This is a genomic window from Stenotrophomonas sp. 05L413, from assembly GCF_056397945.1.
In genome coordinates, this window is the sequence record NZ_JBFTOL010000002.1 from 410201 (window position 1) to 432237 (window position 22037).

The window sequence follows — 22037 nt, forward strand, 5'->3', positions numbered from 1 at the left end:
GGCTGCGACGGCGACAGCAACGCGGTGACCGCGTGCAGGACGCCGCGGCGGCCTTGCCCGCTTCATTGTGGACATCCCTGCCATCATTCCCGCACCTCTCCCTGGGCGTACCCACGCTGCACCAGCTCCGGAAGGTAACCCGAGGCGGGCAGTGACGCCATGAGGCCGACCTCCTGCCTGCGCTCACGGGGCGCGCTGCGCCGCCTCCGCTTCCGCATCGTCGCCCGGGCCGGACGGCGACCAACCGCCCCCCAGGGCCAGGAACAGGTCCACCTGGCGGTCAATCAGCTGTGCCTGCGAGGACGCCAATGCGGATTCCGCATCCGCCAGCGCCGCCTCTGCCGAGAGCACGTCGATGAAACCGATTCGGCCGAACCGGTACAGCTGCCCGGCCTGCGCACTGGCATGGGCGGCGTCCTCACGCGCTCGGGCCAGGCTGGCCTCGCGATCGAGCGCCTGCGAGTAAGTGGATAGCGCGGTGTCTGTCTGCTGCAGCGCCTGCACCACGGCGCCATCGAAGGAGGCCAACGCCGCCTCCGCACGCGCATTGGCCGCAGCGATCCGGGCCTTCACTGCGCGCCGGTTCGGCCAGCGCCATGACAGCAGCGGCCCGACGCTGGCACCGACGCTCTCGCTGGCAAGCAGCCGCCGGGGGGCATTCGCCATGCCGGCCGAGGCGCCGAGGTTGACCTGCGGATACAGCTCGGCGGTCTCCACGCCAATGGTGGCCGTCGCAGCGGCCAGGCTGCGTTCTGCCGCACGGATGTCCGGACGCCGCTGGATCAGCTGCCACCCGTTGCCCACCGGCAGGGGCCGATCCAGCCGGGGCGGTCGCGCGCAGGCGCTGACCTCCTGCGGATAATGGGACGGCACCCGGCCCATCAGCGCACCCAGCTGAGCCACTGCTCGCTGACGTTCGGCGATCAGCTGCGGAACGGCCGCCGCACTCCGGTTGACCGCGGCGCTGGCACGGGTCACGTCGAACTCCGTGCCGCGCCCACCGGCGGCAAGCCGGCGGGTCGCATCCAGCGTGTCGCGCTGGGTCGACAGCACACGCTGGGTCGCTGCCAGCGTCTGATTGGCGGCGCAGGCGCCGACGTAGGCGCGGGTCACCGCCGCCGCGACCGTCACCCTGACGTGGTCACGGGCCGCTGCGACGGCTTCGGCATCGGCGCTGGCCGCTTCGATGCCGCGGCGGATGCCGCCGGCCAGATCCAATGGATACGACAGCGTGATGCCGAGCGCATAGGCCTGCGGCAGCGAGCCCGAGGGCAGCGTGTAGCCGCCCGCATGCGCGAGCGTGCCTGATGCCGCAGTGTCGGTGCGCAAGGTGCCTTGCGCCTGATGCTCCAGCACCACCGCCGAGGCACGCCGAAGATTGGCATCGGCCGCGCGCAGGTCCGTGTTGGCCCGCAGCGCTTCGGCCACGTAGGCCTCCAGCTGCGCGTCCTGGTACAGCTGCCACCAATGGTCTGGCGGCTCGGCCTGCGTATACGTTGGCGCTCTGCTTGAAGCGAAGCGACCCTGGGCATCGGGCGCCACCGCCATGGCAGTGGCCGGAACACGGTAATCCGGACCCGATACGCAGCCGGACAACCACAGCATCGCACTGATCGCGCCCACACGCCGAAGGTGCGCCCTCATTTGCAGGCGCCCCGTACCGTCGGGGTGATGGTGACGCTGGCCGTCCTGCCGATGATCAGGCGGGTATCAGGCGGGATGTCGTCGATCCGGATGCGCACGGGGATGCGCTGCGCCAGCCGCACCCACGCATACGTCGGCGCCACCGCGGGCAGCAGGTTGTGGGTGTTCGAGCGCTGGTCATCGGCGATGCCGGCAGCAATGCTCTCGACGTGGCCGTGCACGTCACGGGTGTCGCCCATCAGGCGCGCTGTCGCGTGATCGCCCTCGGTGATGCAGGCAAGCTTGGTTTCTTCGAAGTAGCCCTCGATCCGCAGGCTGCGGGTGGCGATCAGGGCCATGGCCTGGGTGCCCGGCGGCAGGAAGTCGCCGGGGTGCAGGTCCAGGTTGGTCACGATGCCATCGGCAGTGGCGCGCACTTCGGTCCGTTGGACATTCAGCCGTGCCACTCGTCGCTCGGCCTGCGCTTCGGCCAGGCCGGCCACTTCGGTGTCGACCTTGGCGGCGTTGCGCTCCCGTGTCTCGGAGGCGACCAGGTTGCCCAGGGCACCGTCCCGTGCCGATTCGCGGCGCGCCAGCGCAAGCGTCGCCTGGGCGCTGCGCAGCCGTGCGTCGGCCGTTTCCAGCGCGGCGGCGAAACGCGGCTGGTCCAGTACCAGCAGCAACTGCCCTGCCCTGACCCGCTGATTGTCCTGCACCAGCACCCGGGTGACCAGCCCGCCCTGGTCGGACGCGACCCGGACCACATCCGCGCGGACGCGACCATCGCGCGTCCAGGGATGCCGTTCGTATCGGCTCCACAGCGACAGAACCGCGATCACGGCGAGGGAGACCAGGCAGAGCGTAGCGATCCAACGGCCAAGAACAACGAGCGTGTGCTTCATTTCATTTCTCAAGCAGGGGCACGAACTGGATCAACCATTCGGCCAGGATGACGAACAGGGACAGGCCGACCAGCGGGCGACAGGCAAACAGCCGGTACAGCCCGAGCCGCGCCAGCAGCCGCGACGCCATCAACGACAGCGCCAGCGCGGCAAGGGCCACGGCCATCAGGCCGGGGATGAAAACGCCATCAACGGAAACGTCGGGCAACATCGCATCAGTCTCCATGCGCGATCAGGGGTGCCAGCACATCGCGGCGGAGTGCGGCGAGCAGCAACAGCAGGCGCGTGCGCTCTGGCTCATCCCCCGCCAGCACCGCTCCCCGGGCACAATCAAGGCAGTCCAGCAGGTGCGTATCCGGGGCATGGCGCTGGAGCGTGTCGCGCTGGCAGTGATCGATCACCGCGTCGATCAGCGCTGCATGACAGCGGCGGATGGTTGGCGCGTCCGAACGGCTGCCCAGGCAGCGAAGCTCGGCAACCACATCGGCCGCACGCAGAGCGGCAAAGCCCGCGCGCAGGCACTGGCTGGCGCCTGGCTGTCCGCGCAGCCGCGGTGCCAGCAGACCCAGGCGGTCCACCATGCGGCTCCTCCAGCCGGCGACGTCACTCACGCCACCGCGCATCCGCCGCGCGACATCGTGCCGGAGCGCGGCCTGCAGCCTGCGGCGGCTGCGATGGGTATCCAGGGTCTGGAACAACAGCATGCTGCACAACGCGACGCCCATACCCACCAGCAGCGCCACGCTGCTGTTGACGGCGGCCACGAAATCCCATGCATTGGTGGCGCCGAGGCCGGCAACGAGCGGAAAGGTCAGCACCACGCCAAGTGCAGCCAGGGTGAACGCCGGCCGAGCCAGAAAGGCGCCGCTGAGCAGCAGGGCCGGCGCCAGCGCCACGGCCAGACCGACAAAGCCGGACATGCCAGGGAGGATCGCCAGTCCGTAGACCAGGCCGACCGCCACGCCGATGGCCGAACCGGCCAGATAGCGCATGACATGGCCCGCGGGCGCCTCGGTGGTACCGAACAGCACACACGCGGTGCCGATGATGGAGACGGCGGTCGCGCCGTCGGACCAGCCCGTCGCGATCCACACCACGCAACTCAGCACGATGCCGATGAAGGCGCCAAGCGCGCTGCGCAGGGCGAGCCGATGGTCCCGGTGCAGGACATGGCCACGCGCCTCGCCTGCGAGACGGGCGGGCACCTGCCGGCGCCAGTGCGGATCGTCGCGACCCAGCTGGTGTTCCAGCAGGCGGCAGTCGCGATGCGCGACATCCAGCCCGGCAAGATCCGCGGCCAGGCCCGCTGACAGCAGCGCCTGCCAGCTGTCCACGCCGGCCGCCTCCTCCACGTCCGCCGTGTCGTGCGCCGAGCCGCGGGCGGCCGGACACCCGCGTGCTGGTGCACGCAGCGCTGCCATCGCGTCCTCTACGCCGCTGGACAGCACCAGCACGTCGAGCATGCGGTCATGCAGCGCCCGCAGCACCTCTGCCTGGGTGACGCCGTAGGCGCTGTCGAACCGAAGGTGGACCGCCAACGTGTGCAGCTCAAGCAGGTCCACCGCGACCTTGGCGCGGTCTTCGGCAAGCACGGCCTCGGTCGCGCCGGCGCGCATGTCGCGGGTCCAGCGCTCGGCGTCGGCCAGGATCGCGGCAACGCGGACCTTGACCCGCCGCGAGACCGGGCGCGGCAGGAGCAGCGCGTGCACCAGCGTGGCAGCAAGAATGCCGAGGGAGATTTCCTGCACCCGCATGACGGCGACGCTGAAGACCGCCTCGGGCGCCATCACACTGGGGAACCCGATCAGGCTGGTCGTATAGCCGGCAAGCAGAAAAGCGTAGGCACGCGGCGTGCGGTCCAGCATGGCCAGATACAGGCACAGCCCCATCCAGGCCGCCAGCACCACGCTCAGCACCAGGGGTTCGTTGGCGAAGCGTGGCACCAGCAGCACCGTGGCTGCCGCACCGCCCAGCGTACCCAGCAGCCGGAACAGGCCGCGGCTGAGGGTGGCACCGGACATCGGTTGCGAGACGAGATAGACGGTCCCGATCACCCAGAAGGGACGGGTCAGGCCGATCCACAAGGACACGTACAGGCCAAGGACTGCGGCGACCAGGCATTTCAGCGAGAACAGTGCGGCTTCCTGGTCGGCCCTGAGCGCGGGCGACGTCAGCAGTGCAAGCGGCCGGGCCAGAACGGTGCGGCGAACGGGAGGGGGCGACGGGTGCATGGCGCACATCGTAGGCACCGACCCGGGTGATCGAATCTCGCTACAATGCCAGTCAATCGCTAAATCCGGTCACGATAATGCCTCCCGTTTCCATCGCCGGCTTCGACATCGACCCGGATGTGACGGATCGGCCCGCCGTGGCCAAGCGCCTGCAGGTAACCGAGCACGCGGCGGAGATCCCGGTCCACGATCATCGCAAAGGTCAGCTGATCCTGGCCCTGCATGGGGCCGTCACCTGTGAGGTGGAACACGCATTGTGGATCGTCCCGCCACAATGCGGGGTATGGATTCCCGGTGGCATGCCGCACAGCAACCGTGCCACGGCGAACGCGCGGCTCTGTTACCTGTTCGTGGAGCCCGACGTGGTGGATCTGCCACAGCATTGCGTGACGCTGACGATTTCACCGATGGTGCGCGAGATGATCCTGCATCTGGCCGACGCCCCGTTCGACTACCCGCGCGATGGGCCGACCGATCGCCTTGCCCGCGTGCTGCTGGAAGAACTGGTGCAGATGCCGACCGAACGGCTGTACCTGCCGGTGAGTCATCATCCGAAAATCCGGGCACTCGCCGCTGCCCTTTCAGCACATCCGGAAGACCGCGGCACGATCACCGAATGGGCCAAGCGCCTTGCGCTGGGCGAGCGCACGCTGACGCGCCTGATCGCCAGCGAGACCGGCCTGTCGTTCGGAAAATGGCGGCAGCAGCTCCAACTGCTGATCGCGGTGCGGGAGCTCGCTGCCGGCGCCCCGGTACAGCGGGTATCCGAAGGCCTGGGCTACGAGTCCGTCACGGCCTTCATCACCATGTTCAAGAAGGCGCTGGGGCTTTCGCCCACCCGTTACTTCGCCGCGCGCTCGCGCCGCCAGGCGGCGGGTGCCCCAGACCCCGACGCGCAGGCCTAGCGCGCCGGGAACGGGAACGCGGCGGGGATCAGCGCCAGCCGCGATTGTGGTTGCGGCGGTCCTGGTTCCAGCGACGCTGGTCATGTCGGCGGTCATGGCGACTGCTCCGCTCGTAGCGGTGGTCGCGGTCATAGCGACGATCGCGGTCGTAGCGATGATTACGGTTGTCCCGGCGATCCTTCGTGGTCACGTTGCCGATGGCCCCGCCTGCCACCGCGCCACCGGCGGTCATCAGCGGATCTCCGTTGGACAGCACGTGCCCGGCCACGCCCCCCACGACGGCACCGACCAGCGTGTTCTTGTCCTTGCGCGACATCGCATCCGCATTGCCCGCGGCGGTCACGCCAGCGGTCAGTGCCAATGCCAGAGCCAGGCCACGGAAGCTGAAAACGGTCGAGGTGAGCATGGTTGGATCCTCCAAGGGAACGGTGTTGAATCGAATCTGGTCGCCGAAGGTTGCCGGAACATTGCGTACCTGCAGATGAACCGACCCCTGTTCAGGTTGGCGTAGGCACGCCGGACACCACCATCGGCCGCTTCACATACGCATTTGCTATCGTGCCCTCCGTCAGTCCCTCCTTCTCTGGAATCCCATGCCCCGTACGCCCTCCACCGCCTCTTCCGCAGCAACGATGAACGCCACACTGGCAGCGGCGGTCGCGCGATCTGGAATGGACGAGCAGGCACTGCTGAAAGCAGCCACCAGGGAAGCCTACGAGCGTGTCACGCTCCTGTTGACCACCAGCTACGCCGATTTCAGCCCCGAGCAGCAGCGCAGGATCCGGGCGCTGCTGGACACCGCGCCTGCGGCCAAGCGCGAGAAAGCCCCCAAGGCCGCCAAGGCCCCGAAGGAAGATCTGCCGCCCCGTTTCTGGTTGCCGCACAGCGGCGCCACCTGGTCGGGCCGCGGGCGCGTACCGAACGCTTTCCTGTCCTGGGAAGGCACGGTCGCGCATACCGAATGGAAGAAGACTCACCCCGATCAGCGCTTCCCGTCCTATCCAGGCTGAGGCCGCACCCATGCCGCAGACCGTCATTCCGCAACTGCGCATGACCGATGCCGCGATCAGCGTGCCGTTCTACCAGCGGCTCGGGTTCGCGATCGACTGGGAACACCGCTTCGCACCGGACATGCCGCTGTTCGTGCAGATCAGCCGTGAGGGCCAGCAGATGTTCCTCAGCGAACACACCGGCGATTGCGAGCCGGGGGGCGCCGTGTACTTTCATGTGCCCGACGTGGACGCATTGCATGCCGCGTTCGTTGCGGCCGGCGCGCCGGTCTTCCGACCGCCGGCAGACGTGCCGTGGGGCGGGCGCGAAATGATGGTGATCGACCCCGACCACAACCGGCTGCGCTTCGCGACACAGGGCGACTGATCGAAGCGACTATGATGGTCGCCATTGAACGAAGCAGTGGTTGCAGATGAGTCGCGGAATCAAGATGCGCAAGGCAGTGGGCACGCACGGCACCCTGCACCGGGTGGGCGACCTGCAGAAGCGTCATGACGCGCAACAGACCCTGCCGACCCTGCTGTGCGATGGGTGCAACGTGCCGGTGAGATTCGTTCCCGAGCACAGCAGGCCCGGCGTGGATCGCGCCCCGCCCCTCCATTTCCCCGCCTACCTCGCCCTGAACAAGGGCACCGGGCATCTGCCCGGGTGTCGCTACATCGCGGCCTCTCATCTGCAGGCCCTGCTTGCCGCCGGTGGCGATCCCGAGTTCCTGCCGACGCTGGATGATGGGAAGCACGAGCTTCGCCTGCTGATCCTCCAGCAGGCCCTGAAACGCGGCAGCGCGGGGCCGGCACTTCTCCCGGCAGACGCACCGCTCGACGGTTACCTGCGCACCCTCACCGACCTGCTTACGCTGCAGGCGATGTGCGAGGACGACACGCTGCTGGCCGCGCAGCTGACCCTGCGCCTGGGCAAGAAGCGGGTGGATTGGACGAATTTCGTCTACTGGCAGGACCGCTACGACTCGGCATGGGAACGCCTTGGCTCAGCATCGAGCGAGCTGCCGATGGCGCTGCTCGGGACCGTGCGGTCGCATCGCACGCCGCAGCCCGGTGACCCCCATGGCGTCACCTTCCTCAACTGTGCTCCGAAGTATCAGCACACCGGTGTGACCGATCGCCGGGATTTCTACGAAGTCAGCGTCGGGCACCCCGATGCCACGTGGCTGAAGTCCTTCCCGGTAGGGGCGGAGATCGTGATGTTCGGGTTGTGGCGCCAAGGCAGGAGCAGCACCGCCTCCCGGCCGCACCCGACCGATCCGCGCCGCACGATCACCAGTGTCACCCACAAGCTGGCATTGCGGCCGAGCTTTGCCCGGCAATTGACCCTGGTGGAGTGATTCGCGCGGCCGGCATGGGTTTCCCGTGATCGACAGCTCGCAACGCTAACGACATCCGACGTTGTGGAGATGTATCACTACATTTCAAATGCGAATGGTTCGTGATACGATTGTTAAGATTTCTTGAAACCCCACACGGACGTCCCCAGCCATCGCCAGCGGGCTCCCATAGCCACGGAGTATTTTCGCGATGTCGCACCCCTCCCCCGTTTCCCGTCGTTCCGCCGCCACGCTGGCCGTGGCCATCGGCCTGGTACTCACCGCACAGGCGCATGCCGATGCCGCTGCGGATGCGGCCGCCTCGCCCCGCCAGATGGATACCGTGGTGGTTACCGCCACCGGCGCCCAGCAGTGGATCAAGGACGCGCCGGCCAGCATCAGCGTGATCACCCGCGAGGAGATCGAACGCAAGCCGGTCAGCAGCATCGGCCAGCTGCTGAGCACGGTTCCCGGCGTGACCGGAGGCTATGCGCTGTCCGGCGCGCAGTCGAAAATCCGCCTGCGCGGCCTGCCCGAGCAGTACACGCTGATCCTCATCGACGGTCGCCGCCAGGGCAATTCCTCGGGCGTGAACTACCGCGATGATCTGGGCCCGCAGGATCTGAACTGGCTCTCGCCGGACATGATCGAACGCATCGAGGTGGTGCGCGGGCCGATGTCCTCGCTGTACGGCTCAGACGCGATGGGCGGGGTGATCAACATCATCACCCGCAAGATCGCCAGCGAATGGGGTGGCTCGGTCACCTACAACTACAGCAAGCCCGACTCCCCGACCCGAGGCGACACCACCCAGATGGGCGCGCTCTTCAGTGGCCCACTGACCGAGAATCTGGGCCTGCGCGTCGGTGCCAACGTCACCAATCGCGAATCGGACACCGGCCGTCGGCAGACGCCGGGCAACAAGGCCGAGAACGCCAATGCCCTGCTCAACTGGCGCATCAATGATGATCACACGCTGGGCTTTGAAGCCTCGCGCGGCGAGCAACGCAACAGGGGCGCCGGCGCGGTCGGTGCGTGGGGCCTGTCCAAGCTGGTGCAGACCGGCTATGTGGTCATGCATGACGGTCGCTACGGTGATGCCGCCACGTCCAAGACGACGCTGGTGCAGAACGATTACGAAGACAAGGGCAGCGCTGTCGGCAACCACTCCAAGGAGACGGTGTTCGATACCGCGTTCACCCGCAGCTTCCATTGGGGGTTCGAGCAGAGCTTGAACGTGGGCGGGCAGTGGAAGCGCGAAGAGTTGAAGAACGGCGACACCATCGGCACCGTGCCGGTCACCTGGACCGGTACCGGGCGGATCAGCCCGGTCAGTGAGGCCGACTCCTGGGCGCTGTTCGCCGAAGATCACATCACGCTGCACGAGCGCTTCATCCTCACCGTGGGCCTGCGCTGGGACAACACCGACAATTACGACGACAACCTGAGCCCGCGCGTCTACGGCGTCTGGCACCCGTCCGATGACTGGACTGTGCGCGGCGGTGTCTCGCAGGGCTTCCGCGCGCCCACCCTGAAGCAGGGCACCGCGGGCGCTGCGACCCAGTCCGGTGGCAACGGCTGCACCGCGTTGACCGTGGAAGGCTGGACCAACCGCTCGATCAGCGCCGATGGCACCACCGGCTGCTACATGGCCGGCAATCCGAACCTGGAGCCGGAAACCAGCACCAACTACGAGCTGGGCGTCGGCTACGACAAGAACGGCTGGTCGGCCTCGGCCACCTACTTCCTGACCGACTTCGATGACAAGATCCAGCAGGTCCCGCTGCGTGACATCCCCGGCCAGACGACCAGCTTCGTCAACGGTTTCTGGTGGACGGTCGCGCAGAACATCCAGAAGGCCCGCACCCGCGGCGTCGAAGCCAGCGTCACCGTGCCCCTGCATGAGCGACTGAACTGGATCACCAACGCCACGCGCATGCTGGAATCGAAGAACCGCACCACCGGCGCCAGCCTGCTGGTGGTGCCCAAGCTGACCGCCAATACCTCGCTGGACTGGCAGGTCACCGATGACTGGTCGCTCAACCTGAGCGCGCAGCACATCGGCGAACAGCTGGTGTCTTCCACCAGCGCCACGTTCGCCAAGGCGTACACCACCTGGGATCTGGTCACCGGCTACGACGTCAACGAGCACCTGACGGTGCGCGCGGGCGTGCTCAACCTCGGCGATGTCTCCACCATCGAGGAAGGCAACAACTACGACGGCGGCGCACGCACCTTCTTCGTGGGTGCCACGGCGCGGTTCTGACCGCGCCGGGTCGAGTGCAGACCTGAAGCAACGAAGGGCGGCGCGGACTTAACCGCGCCGCCCTTCTGCGTTGTGAAGCAGCGCGTCGTTGCGCGCCACCGTCCATGCCCGCAACCCCATCACGGCCAGGCCGACGAACACCAGATACAGCACCGCGGTCACGTGCAGTGACTTGACCATGTACATGCCGACGTAGACAACGTCGACCAGGATCCACAGCCACCATGCGGCCGTGTGACGCCGCGCCTGCCACCACTGGGCGATCAGACTCAGCGCAGCCAGCATTGCATCCAGCCACGGCAACGCTGCATTGGTGAGGAAGTGCATCGCCGCGCCGAGCGCGATGCCGAAGGCGACGCCGATGCCGAGGTCACGCCACATGGCCGCCCGCGCCAGCGGCATGATCGCGACCCGGCCATCGTCCTCCACCTGCCCACGCCAGCGCACCCAGCCGTAGACCAGGAAGCCACCGAAGACGACCTGCAGCAGCGTGTCCGAGTACAGCCGGGCCTCGGCGAAGACCAGCGCGTACAGCGCCACCGAGATCAGCCCGACCGGCCAGGCAAGGGGCACCCGGCGCGTCATCAGCCACACGCCGAGCATGCTGACACCGGCCGCCGACCATTCCAGGATCGCCGGGTTCATAGCGCGAACGTGACCGACAGCCTGGCCTGACGCGGTGCGCCCGGGAACAGGTAGTAGTCGCCAGAGCTGCTGCCGGTATCGCGCCAGTAGAAGCGGTTGAACAGGTTGTCCACCGAGAGATTCCAGGTCACCGGATGCTCAGCCAGCTGATGCTTGAAGCGCAGGCCGGCGTCGAACACGCTGTAGGCCGGTGCGCTCACGCGACCATCGGCAGTGGCCACGTTGGAGGCCGCGTAACGCCATCCGCCGGTCAGCCCCAGGCCGGTCACGAACGGCAGCTGGTACTCCGCGTGCACGGTCGCGCGCGTCTTGGGCACGTTGATCAGCTGGTGGCCCTCGTAATCCGGCGTGCCGGCATCGCGTGCGCGGGCGCGCAGCACACTGGCGCTGGCGGTCAGCGACAGGCGCTCGGTGAGCTGGCCCTGCGCGGTGAGTTCCAGCCCGGTATGGGTCTGCTGCCCCTCCTGGACGAAGGTGTAGCCGGCATCACTGCCGTCCGGCTTGGCGTACTGGAACGGCTGCGAAGTGCGGAACAAAGCGGCACCCAACGTCAGCGCATCGCTGGACACATACTTGACGCCCACTTCGGTCTGGCGCGACAGCACCGCAGGCAGGAACGCGCCGTCATTGGAGGTCCAGAACGGCGCTTCCTGGCCGAGCGAAATGCCACGCACGTAGCTCACATAGGCGTTGACCTCGTCGGTCGCCTTCCAGACCAGCGCGGTCTGCGGCAGGAAGCGCGACAGGCGGCTGTCCCGCTCGGGGTTGCCACGCTTGTCGTAGGCACGCTCATCCAGGCGCACGAAACGCCCACCGGCCAGCCACTGCCACTCGCCGAAGCTCATCCGGTCCAAAGCGAACACCGCCGTCTGCGCGCTGTCCAGACGCCGCGCGGACGGGCCCGGCATCAGCGGCGACGGTTCGAACTGCGGCACCTGTGCATCGTGGATGTTGGCGGTGCCCACGTATTCGTTGACGTTGCGGCGCTTGTCCACGGTGCGCTCGAAACGGTCCGCACCCACGCTCAGCGCGTGCCGGATATCGCCGGTGGCGAAACTGCCGCGCAGTTCGCCACGGAATTCCAGGTTGCGGCGGGTATCGTCCGGGCTGCGGTAATCGTAGATGTCGTAGTCGCCGTTGGGCGCGAAGTAGTTGCCCGGCACGCTGCCATCGGCACATCCGGCGGCGTAGTAGCAGCCGTAGGCGAAGGCGACGTTGTCGTCGATCACCGAGCGGCTGTAGCTGGCCGATACCCGCGACTGCCAGCCCGGGCTGAAATCGTAGGTATGCAGCGCGGTCAGGTTGGTGCTGTCGATGCCGACCGGCCGCTGCCAGGCCTGATAGCCCAGCAGGTGTTTGCGGTCCACGCCGCGCGGCAGCTCGGTGGCCCCCAGCAGCTGATAGCCCGAGGCCGAGCGCTGCGCGCTGGTCTGGTAGTTGGCATCCACTTCCAGCTTGCCGCGTTCGCCGATCAGCCAGTCGGTGGCCAGCGAGTAGAAGTTGCGGCGGCCGTCGGCATGGTCGATGTAGGAGTCGGTGTCTTCCCACGCGGCATTGAAGCGCACGCCGAAACGCGGCGACAGCCAATGGCCGAGATCCACCGCGGTGTAGCGCGAGCCTTCCGAATCGGTGCCGAGGGTGACGTTGCGGACCTCGGCCGGGCGCTTGCCCACGTAATTGATGATGCCGCCGGGCGCCATGACGCCCGCGGCGAGGCCGGCCTCGCCTTTGAGGATCTCCACCGACTGGATGTTCTCCAGCGCCAGGCGTTGCTCGCCGGTGATGGACAGCCCGTTGAAACGGTAGCCGGTACCGGTATCCAGCGGGAAACCGCGGATCGCGATGTTCTGGTAGTAACCGACCGGTGCATAGCTGTCGCCCAGCGAGGCATCGTTGCTGGCCAGCTCGGACAGCGTACGGATCTGGCGGCTGTCCAGCAGGTCGCGATCCAGCACGTTCACCGACGCCGGGGTGCTCTTCCAGTCACCCGCGCCGAAACTGCTGGTCTGCGTGGCGGTGGCTGCCGGCTGATGCGCCTGCACGCGCACGGCGGCAAGCTCGGTCGGCGAGCGCTCGGGCGCATCGGCGAGATCGTTGGCATGAAGAGGCAGCGCGGCGCAGAGGGCGGCGGACAACAGCGTGGGGCGGAAGCAACGGTTCATTCGATTCGTCATCAGCTGGGGGAGACGAAGCGAAGGCGCGCACGCGCACCGACCCATCACGGCGGTATGCCTGCTGCTCAAAGCTCCCTACGCCGGTGCAAACCGGATCAGGTTCCAAGGGACTCTCTCAGCCTGGTTTCGCCAGGCACCCCCGCTTCTGTGACTATTTCACTACAAACCGTACGGATTTGCGAGCCTGCCCTCAGGCGGCGGCGTGCAGCGCCTTCAGCAGGCCCTGCCCCGCTGCGGTGCTGAACCAGTCAGCATGCCCGAGCAGGAAGGTGTGGTAGGCCACGTCGGCATTGGCCGGCGAGTGGGTCACGGCCTCGAAATACTCCACTTCCGAGAGTGCGAAATCCAGCTGCACGATCGGCAGCAGATCGGCCAGCAGGTGTACGCGCTCGGCAGACAGCGGCACGATCCCGCGGTAGCCGGCCAGCAGCGCCAGTGCGATATCCACGCGCACCGCCGCCTCGCCGCTTTCCAGCGCCAGCCAGGCAATGGCGTTGCGTTCGATGGCGGTGGCCAGATCGAACAGGGCACTGGTCGGTGAGGCCAACCCGAGATCGAGCACGGTATCGACCACGGTGGACCTGCCGTCCTGGCGCCATAGCAGATTGGACACGTGCCAGTCGTTGTGCGCCCACAGGCGCGGTTCGGCCTGCAGCCGCTCGGCCAGGCCGTCATGCCATGGCAGCACCGCCCGCTGCAGATCGGCCTGCCAGTCCTGCCGCGCAAGATAGGCCGCCAACCCGGGGCGATCGTCGAGCCCGGCCTGGAGGGCGGCGATGGGATCGGCGGCACGGATCAGGTCATCGCGGGCGACCAGCAGATGGGTGCTGCGCTGGGGTGCGTGGTAGCTGGCCGATGCAAGATGCAGTCTGGCCAGCATCCGCCCCGCTTCGTGCGCCTGCGCGGTATCGGTCAACAGCGTCCAGGAGGGCGCATCGCGATACAGATCCTGGCCATGGCCCACGCCATGCAGTTCGTAGGTCCACCCCTCGTGCTCCACCGCAGTGGCGCCATCGCGGTCACGCAGCACCTCGACGACGGGCACGCCGTGGTCGGCCAGGTGCTGGATGAAACGATGCTCTTCGCCCAGGCCAGCCGCACTGCGGACGCTGCCATGGTGGCGCTTGACGAACACCCGGCCCGCGTCGCTCTCGACAATGGCCGCGGCGGACATCGGTCGCGGGCTGTGCCACAGCAGCCGGCACGTGCCCGCCAGCGGCGCGAAGCATTCGCTGAGCCAGCTGATCTCGCGGTCGGTGATGGCGGGCCAGTCGGCGGCCACCTCATCGTTGTTGAGGCCTTGGACGCGGTGGGTGCTGTTGCTCATGGGATGACGGGTCGATGACGGCGAAAAGGCACGCTGTCACCAGACAGTGGGCGCGGCGAGGATACCAAGCCACGCCCGGCCAGGGGGGAACAGATGCGTCCCGTCAGCGCCTGCCGCCACCCTGCTTCGTTGCGGCGGGCGTGGCCGGCAGCAGCCGCGGCTGCTCCGCATACCAGTCGCGGGCCCCGGCAAGGTGCCACTTGCGCTGCTCGCCCTGCAGCTCGATGCCGGCCCCCAGCACGCCCCAGCGCAGGTAGAGATCGCCACGCCGCTTGCCATGACTCAGATCCAGCCGCGCCTGCAGGGACAGTCGCTCGTTCTCGGCCTGCAGATCCTCCACGATCAGCTCGCCACTTCGCCAGCGCAGTTGCCCACTGGCCTGCACCTCCCCGGAATCCAGCATCCCGAGCACCCAGCGCGGGTATTCGCTGCGCTGGGCGAACACGCCGAGCAACGGCCCGGCATCGCGCAGGCGCAGGTCGGCCAGGCCATCCACCTGGAACGGCGCGGCCGCATCGATGTGGCCACTGCGGATCGCCACCTTGCCCCACCAACGCCCGTCACTCTTTTCATCGCCGACGTGGATGTTGCGCAGGTCCACCGTGGTGCCACCGAGATCAAACTGGCGGCTGTCGAAATCCGCACGCCGCAGACGCGCCTGCAGCTGCGCATCGCCGCGCATCGCGATGCCCGCCATGCTGAGCCGGGCCCCGGTGCCACGAAGATCGGCACTGCCCTTGCCTACCCGGCCGGAGGCATCCAGCGACACATCACCGCTGAGCAGACCGGTACCGCCGAGCAGGCGCACGTTGTCGTTGCCCAGATAACGGTTGTAGGCGGTGAGGTCGGGCACCCGCGCATCAGTGAAGCGCAGCTGGGCGCGCATGCCGTCGCTCAACTGCTTCAACCGCGCATCCCCGCGCAGGGTCAGCGCCAGTTGGCGGCCATCGAACAACACCGCCTTCGGCGCGTTGGTTGGCGCAGCCTGGAAGCGCGGGATCTGCACCTTCAGCTCCGCCTGCGGCGGTTCGCCTTCCACGATCCGCCCCTGTGCGTGGGCGTCGCCGCGCATCCGCACCCCTGCAACCTCGGCGACGGCGGCCACCTGCGGGATATCCACCGTGCTGCCCGGCGCCAGTTCACCGTCGGCAATGACGACGTCTGCCTTGAGCAGTCCACCGCCGTCGAGATGGAACCAGGGTTTCTTCACGAACAGATCGCTGATCCAATTGAGCGACTGGAACTGCCAGGCGCCCTGCACGTTGCCAGACAGCCGTGGAAGCAGCTCGGCCGGGGCCTGGAACGGAATCTTCCGGCCGGTCACGCGCAGATCGGCATTGAGTTCGCTGCCCGTTTCCGGGTCACGCGGGAGCCGCGCCTGGACCCGCATGTCCTGCGCCACGTCCAGCTGCAGTGCCAGCAGACCGCGGTCATCGGCGTGGACGCCGGCATGCAGCGGCAGCCGCCAGACCAGTCGGCTGCCGGGGCGCAGCGCGCCTTCCTCCAGCGTTACATCCGCGGTCAGGCGCGCGTTGGAAACCGCGCTGCCCACCTTGACATGCGGGCCACCCGTATCGATGCGAAGGCCCTGGCTGCGCGCGTCGATCTGCAGCTGCGCCCAGGTGATGCCGAGTTTCTGCAACCCCGGCGCGTCGTCACGATAGTGCCGCGGGAAGTGGAAGCGCGCGGCGATATGGGCATCGTCCAGCACGTTGACCCCGTCGAAACTGACCTGGGCATCATCGAAGCCGGCCGTGGAATCAAACAGCTCCGACGGCCCGCCCTTGAGCTGCTTGAGGAAACCGACATTGCCGCGCCCCTGGCCGACGATCAGCAACTTGCCGAAGCGCCCACTGCGGATCGTCTCGCTGTGGATCGCATCGAACCGCAGCGTCCAGCCGCGGTCACCCCGCGGCGGCGGTGGGATGGCCTTTTCGACACGCTCGACCTCGGCTTCAACCCCCGTGGCATCAATGCGCGGAATGCGCACTTCCTTGCGCAACAGCGCCGGCAGATCGATCCAGGCACTCGCCCGGTCGGCGCGGAACACATACTGCGTTCGATTGGCCTGGCCACGCATGCGGATATTCCAGACCACGGCCTGCCCGGGCATCAGGGTCAGCGCGGGCCCGGTCTGCATCGTGAATTTTTCAGGTTTGCGGTTGGTCACCGCATCGAACAGCGGCGTATTGAGGAACACATTGCCCGCCAGCAGGTACAGCGCATACAGCGCCAGCAGCGACAGCAACGCCACGCGCCACGGCCGGGGCCAGCGCTGCACGCGCTCGGGAATCAGGGGCATGTGGGTCCGCAACAGGAAGCAGGATGACGGCCCACTATCGGCAAGATGCAGCCGTCATCGCGTGAAGGCCCTGCCGCAAGACCTTTCATGACCCGACCACGGCTCAGGAACGTCGTGCTGCCTGCTGCGCCTGGAAGAACGCTACCGTCGGGGCCAGGCCCAGATGCGAAAGCTGGGTCGCAGCGCCCTCGGCCGAGCCCTGCGCAGCCTCGATGACGCGCTCGAACATGTGCGCCTCGTAGGCTGCCACGGCGCGCTGCCAGTCCGGCCCCTGACCGAGTTGCGCGGCCAGCTCCGCGGCATCCAGCATCGCCGCGTTGACACCCTCACCGCCGAAGGGGGACATCAGGTGCGCCGCATCGCCGATCAGGGTCAGCCCCGCACGTGGATTCCAGCGGTGTCCGACCGGCAGCGCGTGGATCGGGCGCGCCACGAATCTGGTGTTGCTGGCCCGGAACAGGTCGCGGATCGTTTCGGCGAATCCCTCGAATTCTTCCAGCAGTGACGTGCGCATCGCCTCGGGCGAGGTGAAATCGAACCGCGTCGCCGCCCAGTCGACGGGGACGCGGAACACCGCGTAGCCGCGCACGTGCGAATGGCCGTTGCGCTGGGCGATGATCATGCGGCCGTCGCCTTCGATGCCGACCTTGCCGCGACCGACCAATGCAGCCAAGCCGGGATGGGCCCGGTCGATGTCGTCGATGCCGAACTCGATGAAGGTCAGCCCGCTGTACTGCGGCCGATAGGGCGAGAGTAACGGGCGCACCCTGGACCAGGCGCCGTCGGCGCCGATCACCAGATCGAACGGTCCTTCCACACCGGTGTCGAACACCAGCTCCCAGCGGTCGTCCGCACTGCTGCGTACGTCCACCAGTCGCCTGCCCCACTGAAGGGTGTCGGCAGGAAGCGAATCGATCAACAGCGCGCGCAATGCCGTGCGATCGACCTCGGGGCGGCTGCGATCGGCGCCTTCGTTGTCCTCGAACAGCACCTGACCGGTCTTGTCGAGGAGGCGCTCGCCCTGGTCGTCGTGCCGTGCGATCGCCTCGAATGCCGCGCTGAGTCCGGCACGCTCAAGCGCCAGCAGGCCGGACTCGGCGTGCAGGTCCAGGCTGCCCCCTTGCGGGCGTTCATCGGGATCGCGCTCGGCCTCATAGACGGTACTCGGCAGACCGTGGGTGTGGAGAATCCGCGCCAGGGTCAGGCCTGCGGGGCCGCCGCCGACGATGGCAATACGAGGGGGGCTGGGCATGGCATCCATCCGGGACTAACATAGGGGCCTATATTTATAGATAGCCACCTATGGAAAGTCAATCCTCACCTCCCCCGCTGTCCACCGACAAGCCCCTCAAGCTGCTGGGCGTGGCCTACCGCGGCTTCCAGAGGATCGTGGATGCACCGTTGCGCGAACTGGGTTTCGCGATGAGCCAGCTCCCCGTCCTGGTGTCACTGAAGCATGGCAACGCCCTGCCGCAGAGCGAACTTGCCCGGATCGCCGGTGTCGAGCAGCCGAGCATGGCGCAGCTGCTCAATCGCATGGAGCGCGACGGGCTGATCCAGCGTCGCCCGGACCCGGACGACCGCCGCAGCCGGTTGATCGCGCTGACCCCGCAGGCACGCGAACGGCTGCCTGCCGCACAGGCGGTCATGGAAGCGGCCAGCGCAACAGCGACCGCCGGTTTCAGCGCCGCCGACATGGCGCAGTTGCAGTCGCTGATGGTGCGCCTCAACGCCAACCTCGAGGCGAGCGGCTGATCAGGCCAGGCTGATCGCATCCATCAGCGCGGCCGTTGCTGATCGGCCACCCGGAGGTCGGGACGCGCCTGACCCGCACGGTCCTGCGGCCAAGGCTGGATCGCAAGCCTGCTGCCACGGCAGGCATCCACGTCCTGGTAGACCTGGGTCCTGCCGTTGACGAAGGTGAAGCGCAGATCGAAGCGGCAGCCCTCGCCAGCCAGGTCCACCGTCACCGCATCGCCGCCCCCGGACAGCCTGCGCACCAACGCACGGGGCGCGAACGCGTCACTGTCGGCAGGCGCGACCTCCACCGCACTCACGCTGTCATGCGCGCGGTTGACCAGGGTCAGATAACGGGCGTTGGCAGCGCCGGCAAGCGGTACCGTCATGGTGGAGAGCAGTCCGGCAAGGGCAACGGCGCGGGTCAGGGTCATGGCAGCGGTCTCCAGCAAGGAAGGGATACCGGCAGCGGCTGCATCGCAGGGCGCGTTCCGGTCGTCCCATCTCGCCGTCGCGACGGCGGCCCGGCAACCGGTCCGGGACCAATCGTCGCCACGCGCGGACCAATCGTAATGAGGCCTCATGGCGCTTCCCGCACGCACGTCCGCCTGCCTAAGATGACGTCCGCCAGAAGCGCCTGGCCCGGAACCCACCATGCACATTCGCCTCGGCAGCACCCGGATTCGCCTGTCCCGCTACCTCGCCCTGTGGACGGCGGTGGCCGTGGTGTTCGCCCTGCAGACCTCGATCAACGCCGGCCTGCCGAACAGTCAACAACCCCTCTGGGATCTCCTGCGCTGGTCGCTGATCCAGTGGTACACGTGGGCTGCCCTGGCACCCACGGTCTTCCGCCTCGCCGAGCGCTTTCCAGTACGCGGCAGCGGGCGCCTGCACGGGCTGGGCGCACAGGTGGTGGCCAGCCTGTGCATGACGTTCATTGCGATGGTCGTGGGTGCGATGGTCTCCACCCTGTTCGAGCCCAGCGGTTTCTTTCAGCAGTTGGGCTACTTCCTGGAGCAGCACTTCGCCATCGGGCTGCTGACCTACTGGACGCTGTTCGCGATCCAGCAGGCCATCCATTTCCATGCCGAAAAAGCCCGGCGCGAACTGGAAGCCAGCCAGCTGGCCACCGAGCTGGCGCAGTCGCGGTTGCTCTCGCTCAAATCCCAGCTGCAGCCGCACTTTCTGTTCAACACGCTGCACGCGATCATTACCCTGCTCGACGAGGACAAGGTCTCGGCCGAAGACATGTTGCTGCGCCTGAGCGAACTGCTGCGCGCCTTCCTGGAAGACTACGACGGCCAGGAGATCAGCCTGCGCCAGGAACTGGACCTGATCGAGCTGTATCTGGGCATCCAACGCACCCGCTTCAAGGATCGGCTCACCACCCGCACGTATATCGCCCCGGACACGCTGGCCTGCGCGGTGCCCAGCCTGATCCTGCAGCCGCTGGTGGAGAATGCGCTACGCCATGGCATCGGCCAGCGCGTGGGCAGCGACACCATCGAGATCGAGGCTCGCCGCGATGGCGACACGCTGTGCATCGAAGTGCGCAACCGCAACAGCACCCTCTCGGCCGAACCGACCGCATCGGCGGGGCACGGCATCGGCATGTCCAACACTCGCCTGCGCCTGAAGGAACTGTACGGCGATGCCGCCGAGGTAAGGCTGGACCTGATGTGGCCGGAAGGTGTCGTGTGCCGCATACGCATTCCGTTCCGGGAACTGGAGATCGCCGACGATGCACCGGAATTCTTCCCTGGCACTGCGCCGGCATGAGCCTCACCGTCCTCGTGGTCGATGATGAGCCGATCGCGCGGCATGCGGTCATCCGGTTGCTGCGCGATGATGCGGATATCGAGATCGTCGGCGAATGCGGCGATGGCGTATCGGCGGTCAACGCCATCCGCAACCAGTCGCCGGACCTGGTGTTCCTGGACATCCAGATGCCGGCGATCACCGGCCTGGACGTGGTCGCCACCATCGGTGCCGAGCGGATGCCGGCCACGGTGTTCGTCACCGCCTACGAGCAGTACGCCGTGAAGGCTTTCGAAGCCAATGCCGTGGACTATCTGGTCAAACCGTTCAACCGTGAGCGCTTTGCCGCCACATTGCAGCGTGCCAAAGCGCGGTTGTCCACATCCGCCGCGTTGGGCGCACAGGCCTCGACGCAGATCCTGCAGGCGTTGGATGCGCTGCGGCAGCGTGACGACTACCTGCAGCGCATCCCGGTGCGCGTGGATGAGCATGTGGTGCTGGTGGCGGTCGATGACATCGTCTGGATCAAGGCGGCGCGCAACACGGTGGAGATCCACCTGGTCGGGCACATGCATGAGCTGCGCGAGACCATGGCCGCCCTCGCCGCCCGGCTGGACCCGCGGCACTTCGCGCGCGTGCATCGCTCGGCGATTGTCAATGTGCGCCGGGTCAAGGCGATCCACCCCTGGTTCAACGGCCACCACGTGGTGACCATGGACACCGGTCAGCAGCTGCGCATGAGCCGCTATCAGAACGAGGCGTTTCTCAAGCTGGTGTCCACCCGTAGCGAATGAGGCCGCCGAGCATGGCCCGGCGGCCCGGCTCAGTCGGGCATCCGCTCGCCCGTGCGCAGGGTCAGCACCTCCACCCCATCGGCGGTCACCAGCACCGTGTGCTCGGCCTGCGCCGACAGCTTTCCATCACGGGTGGTCACGGTCCAACCGTCGTCGCTCATGTCGATGGCGGCGCGGCCCTGGTTGATCATCGGCTCGATGGTGAAGGTCATGCCTTCTTCCAGTTCCAGCCCATCGCCACGGCGACCGTAGTGCAGCACCTGCGGCTCTTCGTGCATCTCCTGACCGATGCCATGACCGCAGAATTCGCGGACCACGCTGTAGCCATGCGCTTTTGCATGCTGCTGGATCGCAAAACCGATGTCGCCCAGCGTCGCGCCCGGGCGCACCACGCCGATCCCCTTCCACATGGCTTCGCGGGTCACACGCACCAGCCGCTTGGCCGCGTAGTCCACCTCGCCGATCAGATAGGTCTTGCTGGAATCGGCGATGTAACCGTCCTTCTCCAGGGTGATGTCCAGGTTGACGATGCTGCCGCTGCGCAGGATCACATCCGCTGAGGGCACGCCGTGACAGACCACGTTGTCGATCGAACTATTGAGTACGTAGGCAAAGCCGTACTGGCCCTTGCTCGCCGGGCGGGCGTGCAGCTGATCGACGATGAAACGCTCGACCCAATCGTTCACCTGCAGCGTGCTCATGCCCAACAGCGGCAGCTCATCCAGCGCGTCGAACACCTGCGCCAGCAGGCGTCCCGATGCGCGCATCAGCGCCTGTTCTTCAGCGGTCTTGATCATGCTTCGGCCACCCGCAACGCGCCCGGTTCGACCCCGGCGGCACGCAGTTCACGGCTGACGATCTCCTGGTAGCTCATACCCGGATTCATCTCGCACAGCATGCCGATCTTGATCCAGAACCCCGCCTGGGCATTGATCGAGCGACCCGAGACGCCGCTGGCGCGGCGCAGGTTGTCGTGCAGTTCGTCATCGATGTTGACGATACCCATGGGCGAGCCCTCTGAAGTGATATACACATCATATA

Annotated in this window: 21 protein-coding genes and 1 riboswitch; of the genes, 8 read left to right on the forward strand and 13 right to left on the reverse strand. The window is 67.3% G+C overall.

Going from position 1 to position 22037, the window contains the following annotated elements:
• Positions 1-183: 183 nt before the first annotated feature.
• The 4 genes from AC1DIQ_RS06475 to AC1DIQ_RS06490 are packed head-to-tail and all read right to left on the reverse strand — an operon-like array spanning position 184 to position 4756.
• Positions 184-1644 carry an efflux transporter outer membrane subunit gene (locus tag AC1DIQ_RS06475; protein ID WP_282259963.1) on the reverse strand — a complete coding sequence of 487 codons (1461 nt, stop codon included), beginning with the start codon at positions 1642-1644 and terminating at the stop codon, positions 184-186.
• Positions 1641-2525 carry an HlyD family secretion protein gene (locus tag AC1DIQ_RS06480; protein WP_478049689.1) on the reverse strand — a complete coding sequence of 295 codons (885 nt, stop codon included), beginning with the start codon at positions 2523-2525 and terminating at the stop codon, positions 1641-1643. The genes AC1DIQ_RS06475 and AC1DIQ_RS06480 overlap by 4 nt, the downstream gene beginning before the upstream one ends.
• Before the next feature lies 1 nt (position 2526).
• Complete coding sequence (locus AC1DIQ_RS06485; RefSeq protein ID WP_088433403.1) at positions 2527-2736, reverse strand: DUF1656 domain-containing protein; 210 nt, start codon at positions 2734-2736, stop codon at positions 2527-2529.
• A 4-nt stretch (positions 2737-2740) separates the two neighbouring features.
• Complete coding sequence (locus AC1DIQ_RS06490; RefSeq protein WP_478049690.1) at positions 2741-4756, reverse strand: FUSC family protein; 2016 nt, start codon at positions 4754-4756, stop codon at positions 2741-2743.
• Positions 4757-4833: 77 nt separating this feature from the next.
• On the opposite strand from AC1DIQ_RS06490, the gene AC1DIQ_RS06495 reads away from it, so the two are divergent.
• A complete protein-coding gene (locus AC1DIQ_RS06495; RefSeq protein WP_478049711.1) occupies positions 4834-5661 on the forward strand; it encodes an AraC family transcriptional regulator in 828 nt (275 codons plus the stop codon).
• A gap of 28 nt (positions 5662-5689) precedes the next feature.
• Here AC1DIQ_RS06495 and AC1DIQ_RS06500 read toward each other — a convergent pair whose 3' ends face one another.
• On the reverse strand, positions 5690-6067 hold the full coding sequence (locus AC1DIQ_RS06500; RefSeq protein ID WP_088433405.1) for a glycine zipper 2TM domain-containing protein: 378 nt from the start codon (positions 6065-6067) through the stop codon (positions 5690-5692).
• A gap of 226 nt (positions 6068-6293) precedes the next feature.
• On the opposite strand from AC1DIQ_RS06500, the gene AC1DIQ_RS06505 reads away from it, so the two are divergent.
• From AC1DIQ_RS06505 to AC1DIQ_RS06520, 4 genes are all read left to right on the forward strand, one after another.
• A complete protein-coding gene (locus AC1DIQ_RS06505) occupies positions 6294-6671 on the forward strand; it encodes an H-NS family nucleoid-associated regulatory protein (RefSeq protein WP_293978076.1) in 378 nt (125 codons plus the stop codon).
• A gap of 10 nt (positions 6672-6681) precedes the next feature.
• Positions 6682-7038 (forward strand): bleomycin resistance protein, encoded by a 357-nt coding sequence (locus AC1DIQ_RS06510; protein ID WP_088433407.1) that lies wholly within the window; start codon positions 6682-6684, stop codon positions 7036-7038.
• Between the two features lie 46 nt (positions 7039-7084).
• A complete protein-coding gene (locus AC1DIQ_RS06515) occupies positions 7085-8014 on the forward strand; it encodes a hypothetical protein (RefSeq protein WP_478049691.1) in 930 nt (309 codons plus the stop codon).
• Positions 8015-8204: 190 nt separating this feature from the next.
• Entirely contained in the window at positions 8205-10259 is a 2055-nt protein-coding gene (locus AC1DIQ_RS06520; RefSeq protein WP_478049692.1) for a TonB-dependent receptor domain-containing protein, read from the forward strand.
• A 48-nt stretch (positions 10260-10307) separates the two neighbouring features.
• On the opposite strand, the gene pnuC is transcribed toward AC1DIQ_RS06520, so the two are convergent.
• From pnuC to AC1DIQ_RS06545, 5 genes are all read right to left on the reverse strand, one after another.
• On the reverse strand, positions 10308-10904 hold the full coding sequence (gene pnuC, locus AC1DIQ_RS06525; RefSeq protein WP_461769978.1) for a nicotinamide riboside transporter PnuC: 597 nt from the start codon (positions 10902-10904) through the stop codon (positions 10308-10310).
• The gene (locus AC1DIQ_RS06530) at positions 10901-13066 is read right to left on the reverse strand and encodes a TonB-dependent receptor (RefSeq protein WP_478049693.1); all 2166 of its coding nucleotides are present in this window, start codon (positions 13064-13066) and stop codon (positions 10901-10903) included. The genes pnuC and AC1DIQ_RS06530 overlap by 4 nt, the downstream gene beginning before the upstream one ends.
• A 67-nt stretch (positions 13067-13133) precedes the next feature.
• Positions 13134-13229, reverse strand: a riboswitch (TPP riboswitch).
• Between the two features lie 39 nt (positions 13230-13268).
• Entirely contained in the window at positions 13269-14405 is a 1137-nt protein-coding gene (locus AC1DIQ_RS06535) for a phosphotransferase enzyme family protein (protein WP_478049694.1), read from the reverse strand.
• Positions 14406-14508: 103 nt separating this feature from the next.
• The gene (locus tag AC1DIQ_RS06540; RefSeq protein ID WP_478049695.1) at positions 14509-16707 is read right to left on the reverse strand and encodes a translocation/assembly module TamB domain-containing protein; all 2199 of its coding nucleotides are present in this window, start codon (positions 16705-16707) and stop codon (positions 14509-14511) included.
• A 103-nt stretch (positions 16708-16810) separates the two neighbouring features.
• The gene (locus tag AC1DIQ_RS06545) at positions 16811-17959 is read right to left on the reverse strand and encodes an FAD-dependent oxidoreductase (RefSeq protein WP_152151281.1); all 1149 of its coding nucleotides are present in this window, start codon (positions 17957-17959) and stop codon (positions 16811-16813) included.
• Between the two features lie 50 nt (positions 17960-18009).
• Here AC1DIQ_RS06545 and AC1DIQ_RS06550 point away from each other — a divergent pair, with 50 nt between their 5' ends.
• The gene (locus AC1DIQ_RS06550; protein ID WP_121037128.1) at positions 18010-18462 is read left to right on the forward strand and encodes a MarR family winged helix-turn-helix transcriptional regulator; all 453 of its coding nucleotides are present in this window, start codon (positions 18010-18012) and stop codon (positions 18460-18462) included.
• 23 nt (positions 18463-18485) lie between these two features.
• Here the strand turns inward: AC1DIQ_RS06550 and AC1DIQ_RS06555 are convergent, their stop codons facing one another.
• Positions 18486-18878, reverse strand: a complete 393-nt coding sequence (locus AC1DIQ_RS06555; protein WP_478049696.1) for a hypothetical protein — start codon at positions 18876-18878, stop codon at positions 18486-18488.
• A gap of 220 nt (positions 18879-19098) precedes the next feature.
• Here AC1DIQ_RS06555 and AC1DIQ_RS06560 point away from each other — a divergent pair, with 220 nt between their 5' ends.
• Together AC1DIQ_RS06560 and AC1DIQ_RS06565 are read left to right on the forward strand one after the other, a co-directional pair.
• Positions 19099-20223: a sensor histidine kinase gene (locus AC1DIQ_RS06560; RefSeq protein WP_478049697.1), complete on the forward strand. Its 1125-nt coding sequence runs from the start codon at positions 19099-19101 to the stop codon at positions 20221-20223.
• Positions 20220-20996 (forward strand): LytR/AlgR family response regulator transcription factor, encoded by a 777-nt coding sequence (locus AC1DIQ_RS06565; RefSeq protein WP_478049698.1) that lies wholly within the window; start codon positions 20220-20222, stop codon positions 20994-20996. The genes AC1DIQ_RS06560 and AC1DIQ_RS06565 overlap by 4 nt, the downstream gene beginning before the upstream one ends.
• Before the next feature lie 29 nt (positions 20997-21025).
• Here the strand turns inward: AC1DIQ_RS06565 and map are convergent, their stop codons facing one another.
• The gene (map, locus tag AC1DIQ_RS06570) at positions 21026-21793 is read right to left on the reverse strand and encodes a type I methionyl aminopeptidase (protein WP_478049699.1); all 768 of its coding nucleotides are present in this window, start codon (positions 21791-21793) and stop codon (positions 21026-21028) included.
• Positions 21790-22002: a ParD-like family protein gene (locus tag AC1DIQ_RS06575; RefSeq protein ID WP_088433419.1), complete on the reverse strand. Its 213-nt coding sequence runs from the start codon at positions 22000-22002 to the stop codon at positions 21790-21792. The genes map and AC1DIQ_RS06575 overlap by 4 nt, the downstream gene beginning before the upstream one ends.
• Positions 22003-22037: the final 35 nt, after the last annotated feature.

Bases quoted from the DNA above. Each gene is read 5' to 3' on its own strand.
- AC1DIQ_RS06555 (WP_478049696.1), bottom strand. From the start codon at position 18,878: ATGACCCTGACCCGCGCCGTTGCCCTTGCCGGACTGCTCTCCACCATG.
- AC1DIQ_RS06500 (WP_088433405.1), bottom strand. From the start codon at position 6,067: ATGCTCACCTCGACCGTTTTCAGCTTCCGTGGCCTGGCTCTGGCATTG.
- AC1DIQ_RS06510 (WP_088433407.1), top strand. From the start codon at position 6,682: ATGCCGCAGACCGTCATTCCGCAACTGCGCATGACCGATGCCGCGATC.
- pnuC (WP_461769978.1), bottom strand. From the start codon at position 10,904: ATGAACCCGGCGATCCTGGAATGGTCGGCGGCCGGTGTCAGCATGCTC.
- AC1DIQ_RS06530 (WP_478049693.1), bottom strand. From the start codon at position 13,066: ATGAACCGTTGCTTCCGCCCCACGCTGTTGTCCGCCGCCCTCTGCGCC.
- AC1DIQ_RS06535 (WP_478049694.1), bottom strand. From the start codon at position 14,405: ATGAGCAACAGCACCCACCGCGTCCAAGGCCTCAACAACGATGAGGTG.
- map (WP_478049699.1), bottom strand. From the start codon at position 21,793: ATGATCAAGACCGCTGAAGAACAGGCGCTGATGCGCGCATCGGGACGC.
- AC1DIQ_RS06520 (WP_478049692.1), top strand. From the start codon at position 8,205: ATGTCGCACCCCTCCCCCGTTTCCCGTCGTTCCGCCGCCACGCTGGCC.
- AC1DIQ_RS06545 (WP_152151281.1), bottom strand. From the start codon at position 17,959: ATGCCCAGCCCCCCTCGTATTGCCATCGTCGGCGGCGGCCCCGCAGGC.
- AC1DIQ_RS06515 (WP_478049691.1), top strand. From the start codon at position 7,085: ATGAGTCGCGGAATCAAGATGCGCAAGGCAGTGGGCACGCACGGCACC.
- AC1DIQ_RS06575 (WP_088433419.1), bottom strand. From the start codon at position 22,002: ATGGGTATCGTCAACATCGATGACGAACTGCACGACAACCTGCGCCGC.
- AC1DIQ_RS06475 (WP_282259963.1), bottom strand. From the start codon at position 1,644: ATGAGGGCGCACCTTCGGCGTGTGGGCGCGATCAGTGCGATGCTGTGG.
- AC1DIQ_RS06505 (WP_293978076.1), top strand. From the start codon at position 6,294: ATGAACGCCACACTGGCAGCGGCGGTCGCGCGATCTGGAATGGACGAG.
- AC1DIQ_RS06480 (WP_478049689.1), bottom strand. From the start codon at position 2,525: ATGAAGCACACGCTCGTTGTTCTTGGCCGTTGGATCGCTACGCTCTGC.
- AC1DIQ_RS06550 (WP_121037128.1), top strand. From the start codon at position 18,010: ATGGAAAGTCAATCCTCACCTCCCCCGCTGTCCACCGACAAGCCCCTC.
- AC1DIQ_RS06490 (WP_478049690.1), bottom strand. From the start codon at position 4,756: ATGCACCCGTCGCCCCCTCCCGTTCGCCGCACCGTTCTGGCCCGGCCG.
- AC1DIQ_RS06560 (WP_478049697.1), top strand. From the start codon at position 19,099: ATGCACATTCGCCTCGGCAGCACCCGGATTCGCCTGTCCCGCTACCTC.
- AC1DIQ_RS06540 (WP_478049695.1), bottom strand. From the start codon at position 16,707: ATGCCCCTGATTCCCGAGCGCGTGCAGCGCTGGCCCCGGCCGTGGCGC.
- AC1DIQ_RS06485 (WP_088433403.1), bottom strand. From the start codon at position 2,736: ATGTTGCCCGACGTTTCCGTTGATGGCGTTTTCATCCCCGGCCTGATG.
- AC1DIQ_RS06495 (WP_478049711.1), top strand. From the start codon at position 4,834: ATGCCTCCCGTTTCCATCGCCGGCTTCGACATCGACCCGGATGTGACG.
- AC1DIQ_RS06565 (WP_478049698.1), top strand. From the start codon at position 20,220: ATGAGCCTCACCGTCCTCGTGGTCGATGATGAGCCGATCGCGCGGCAT.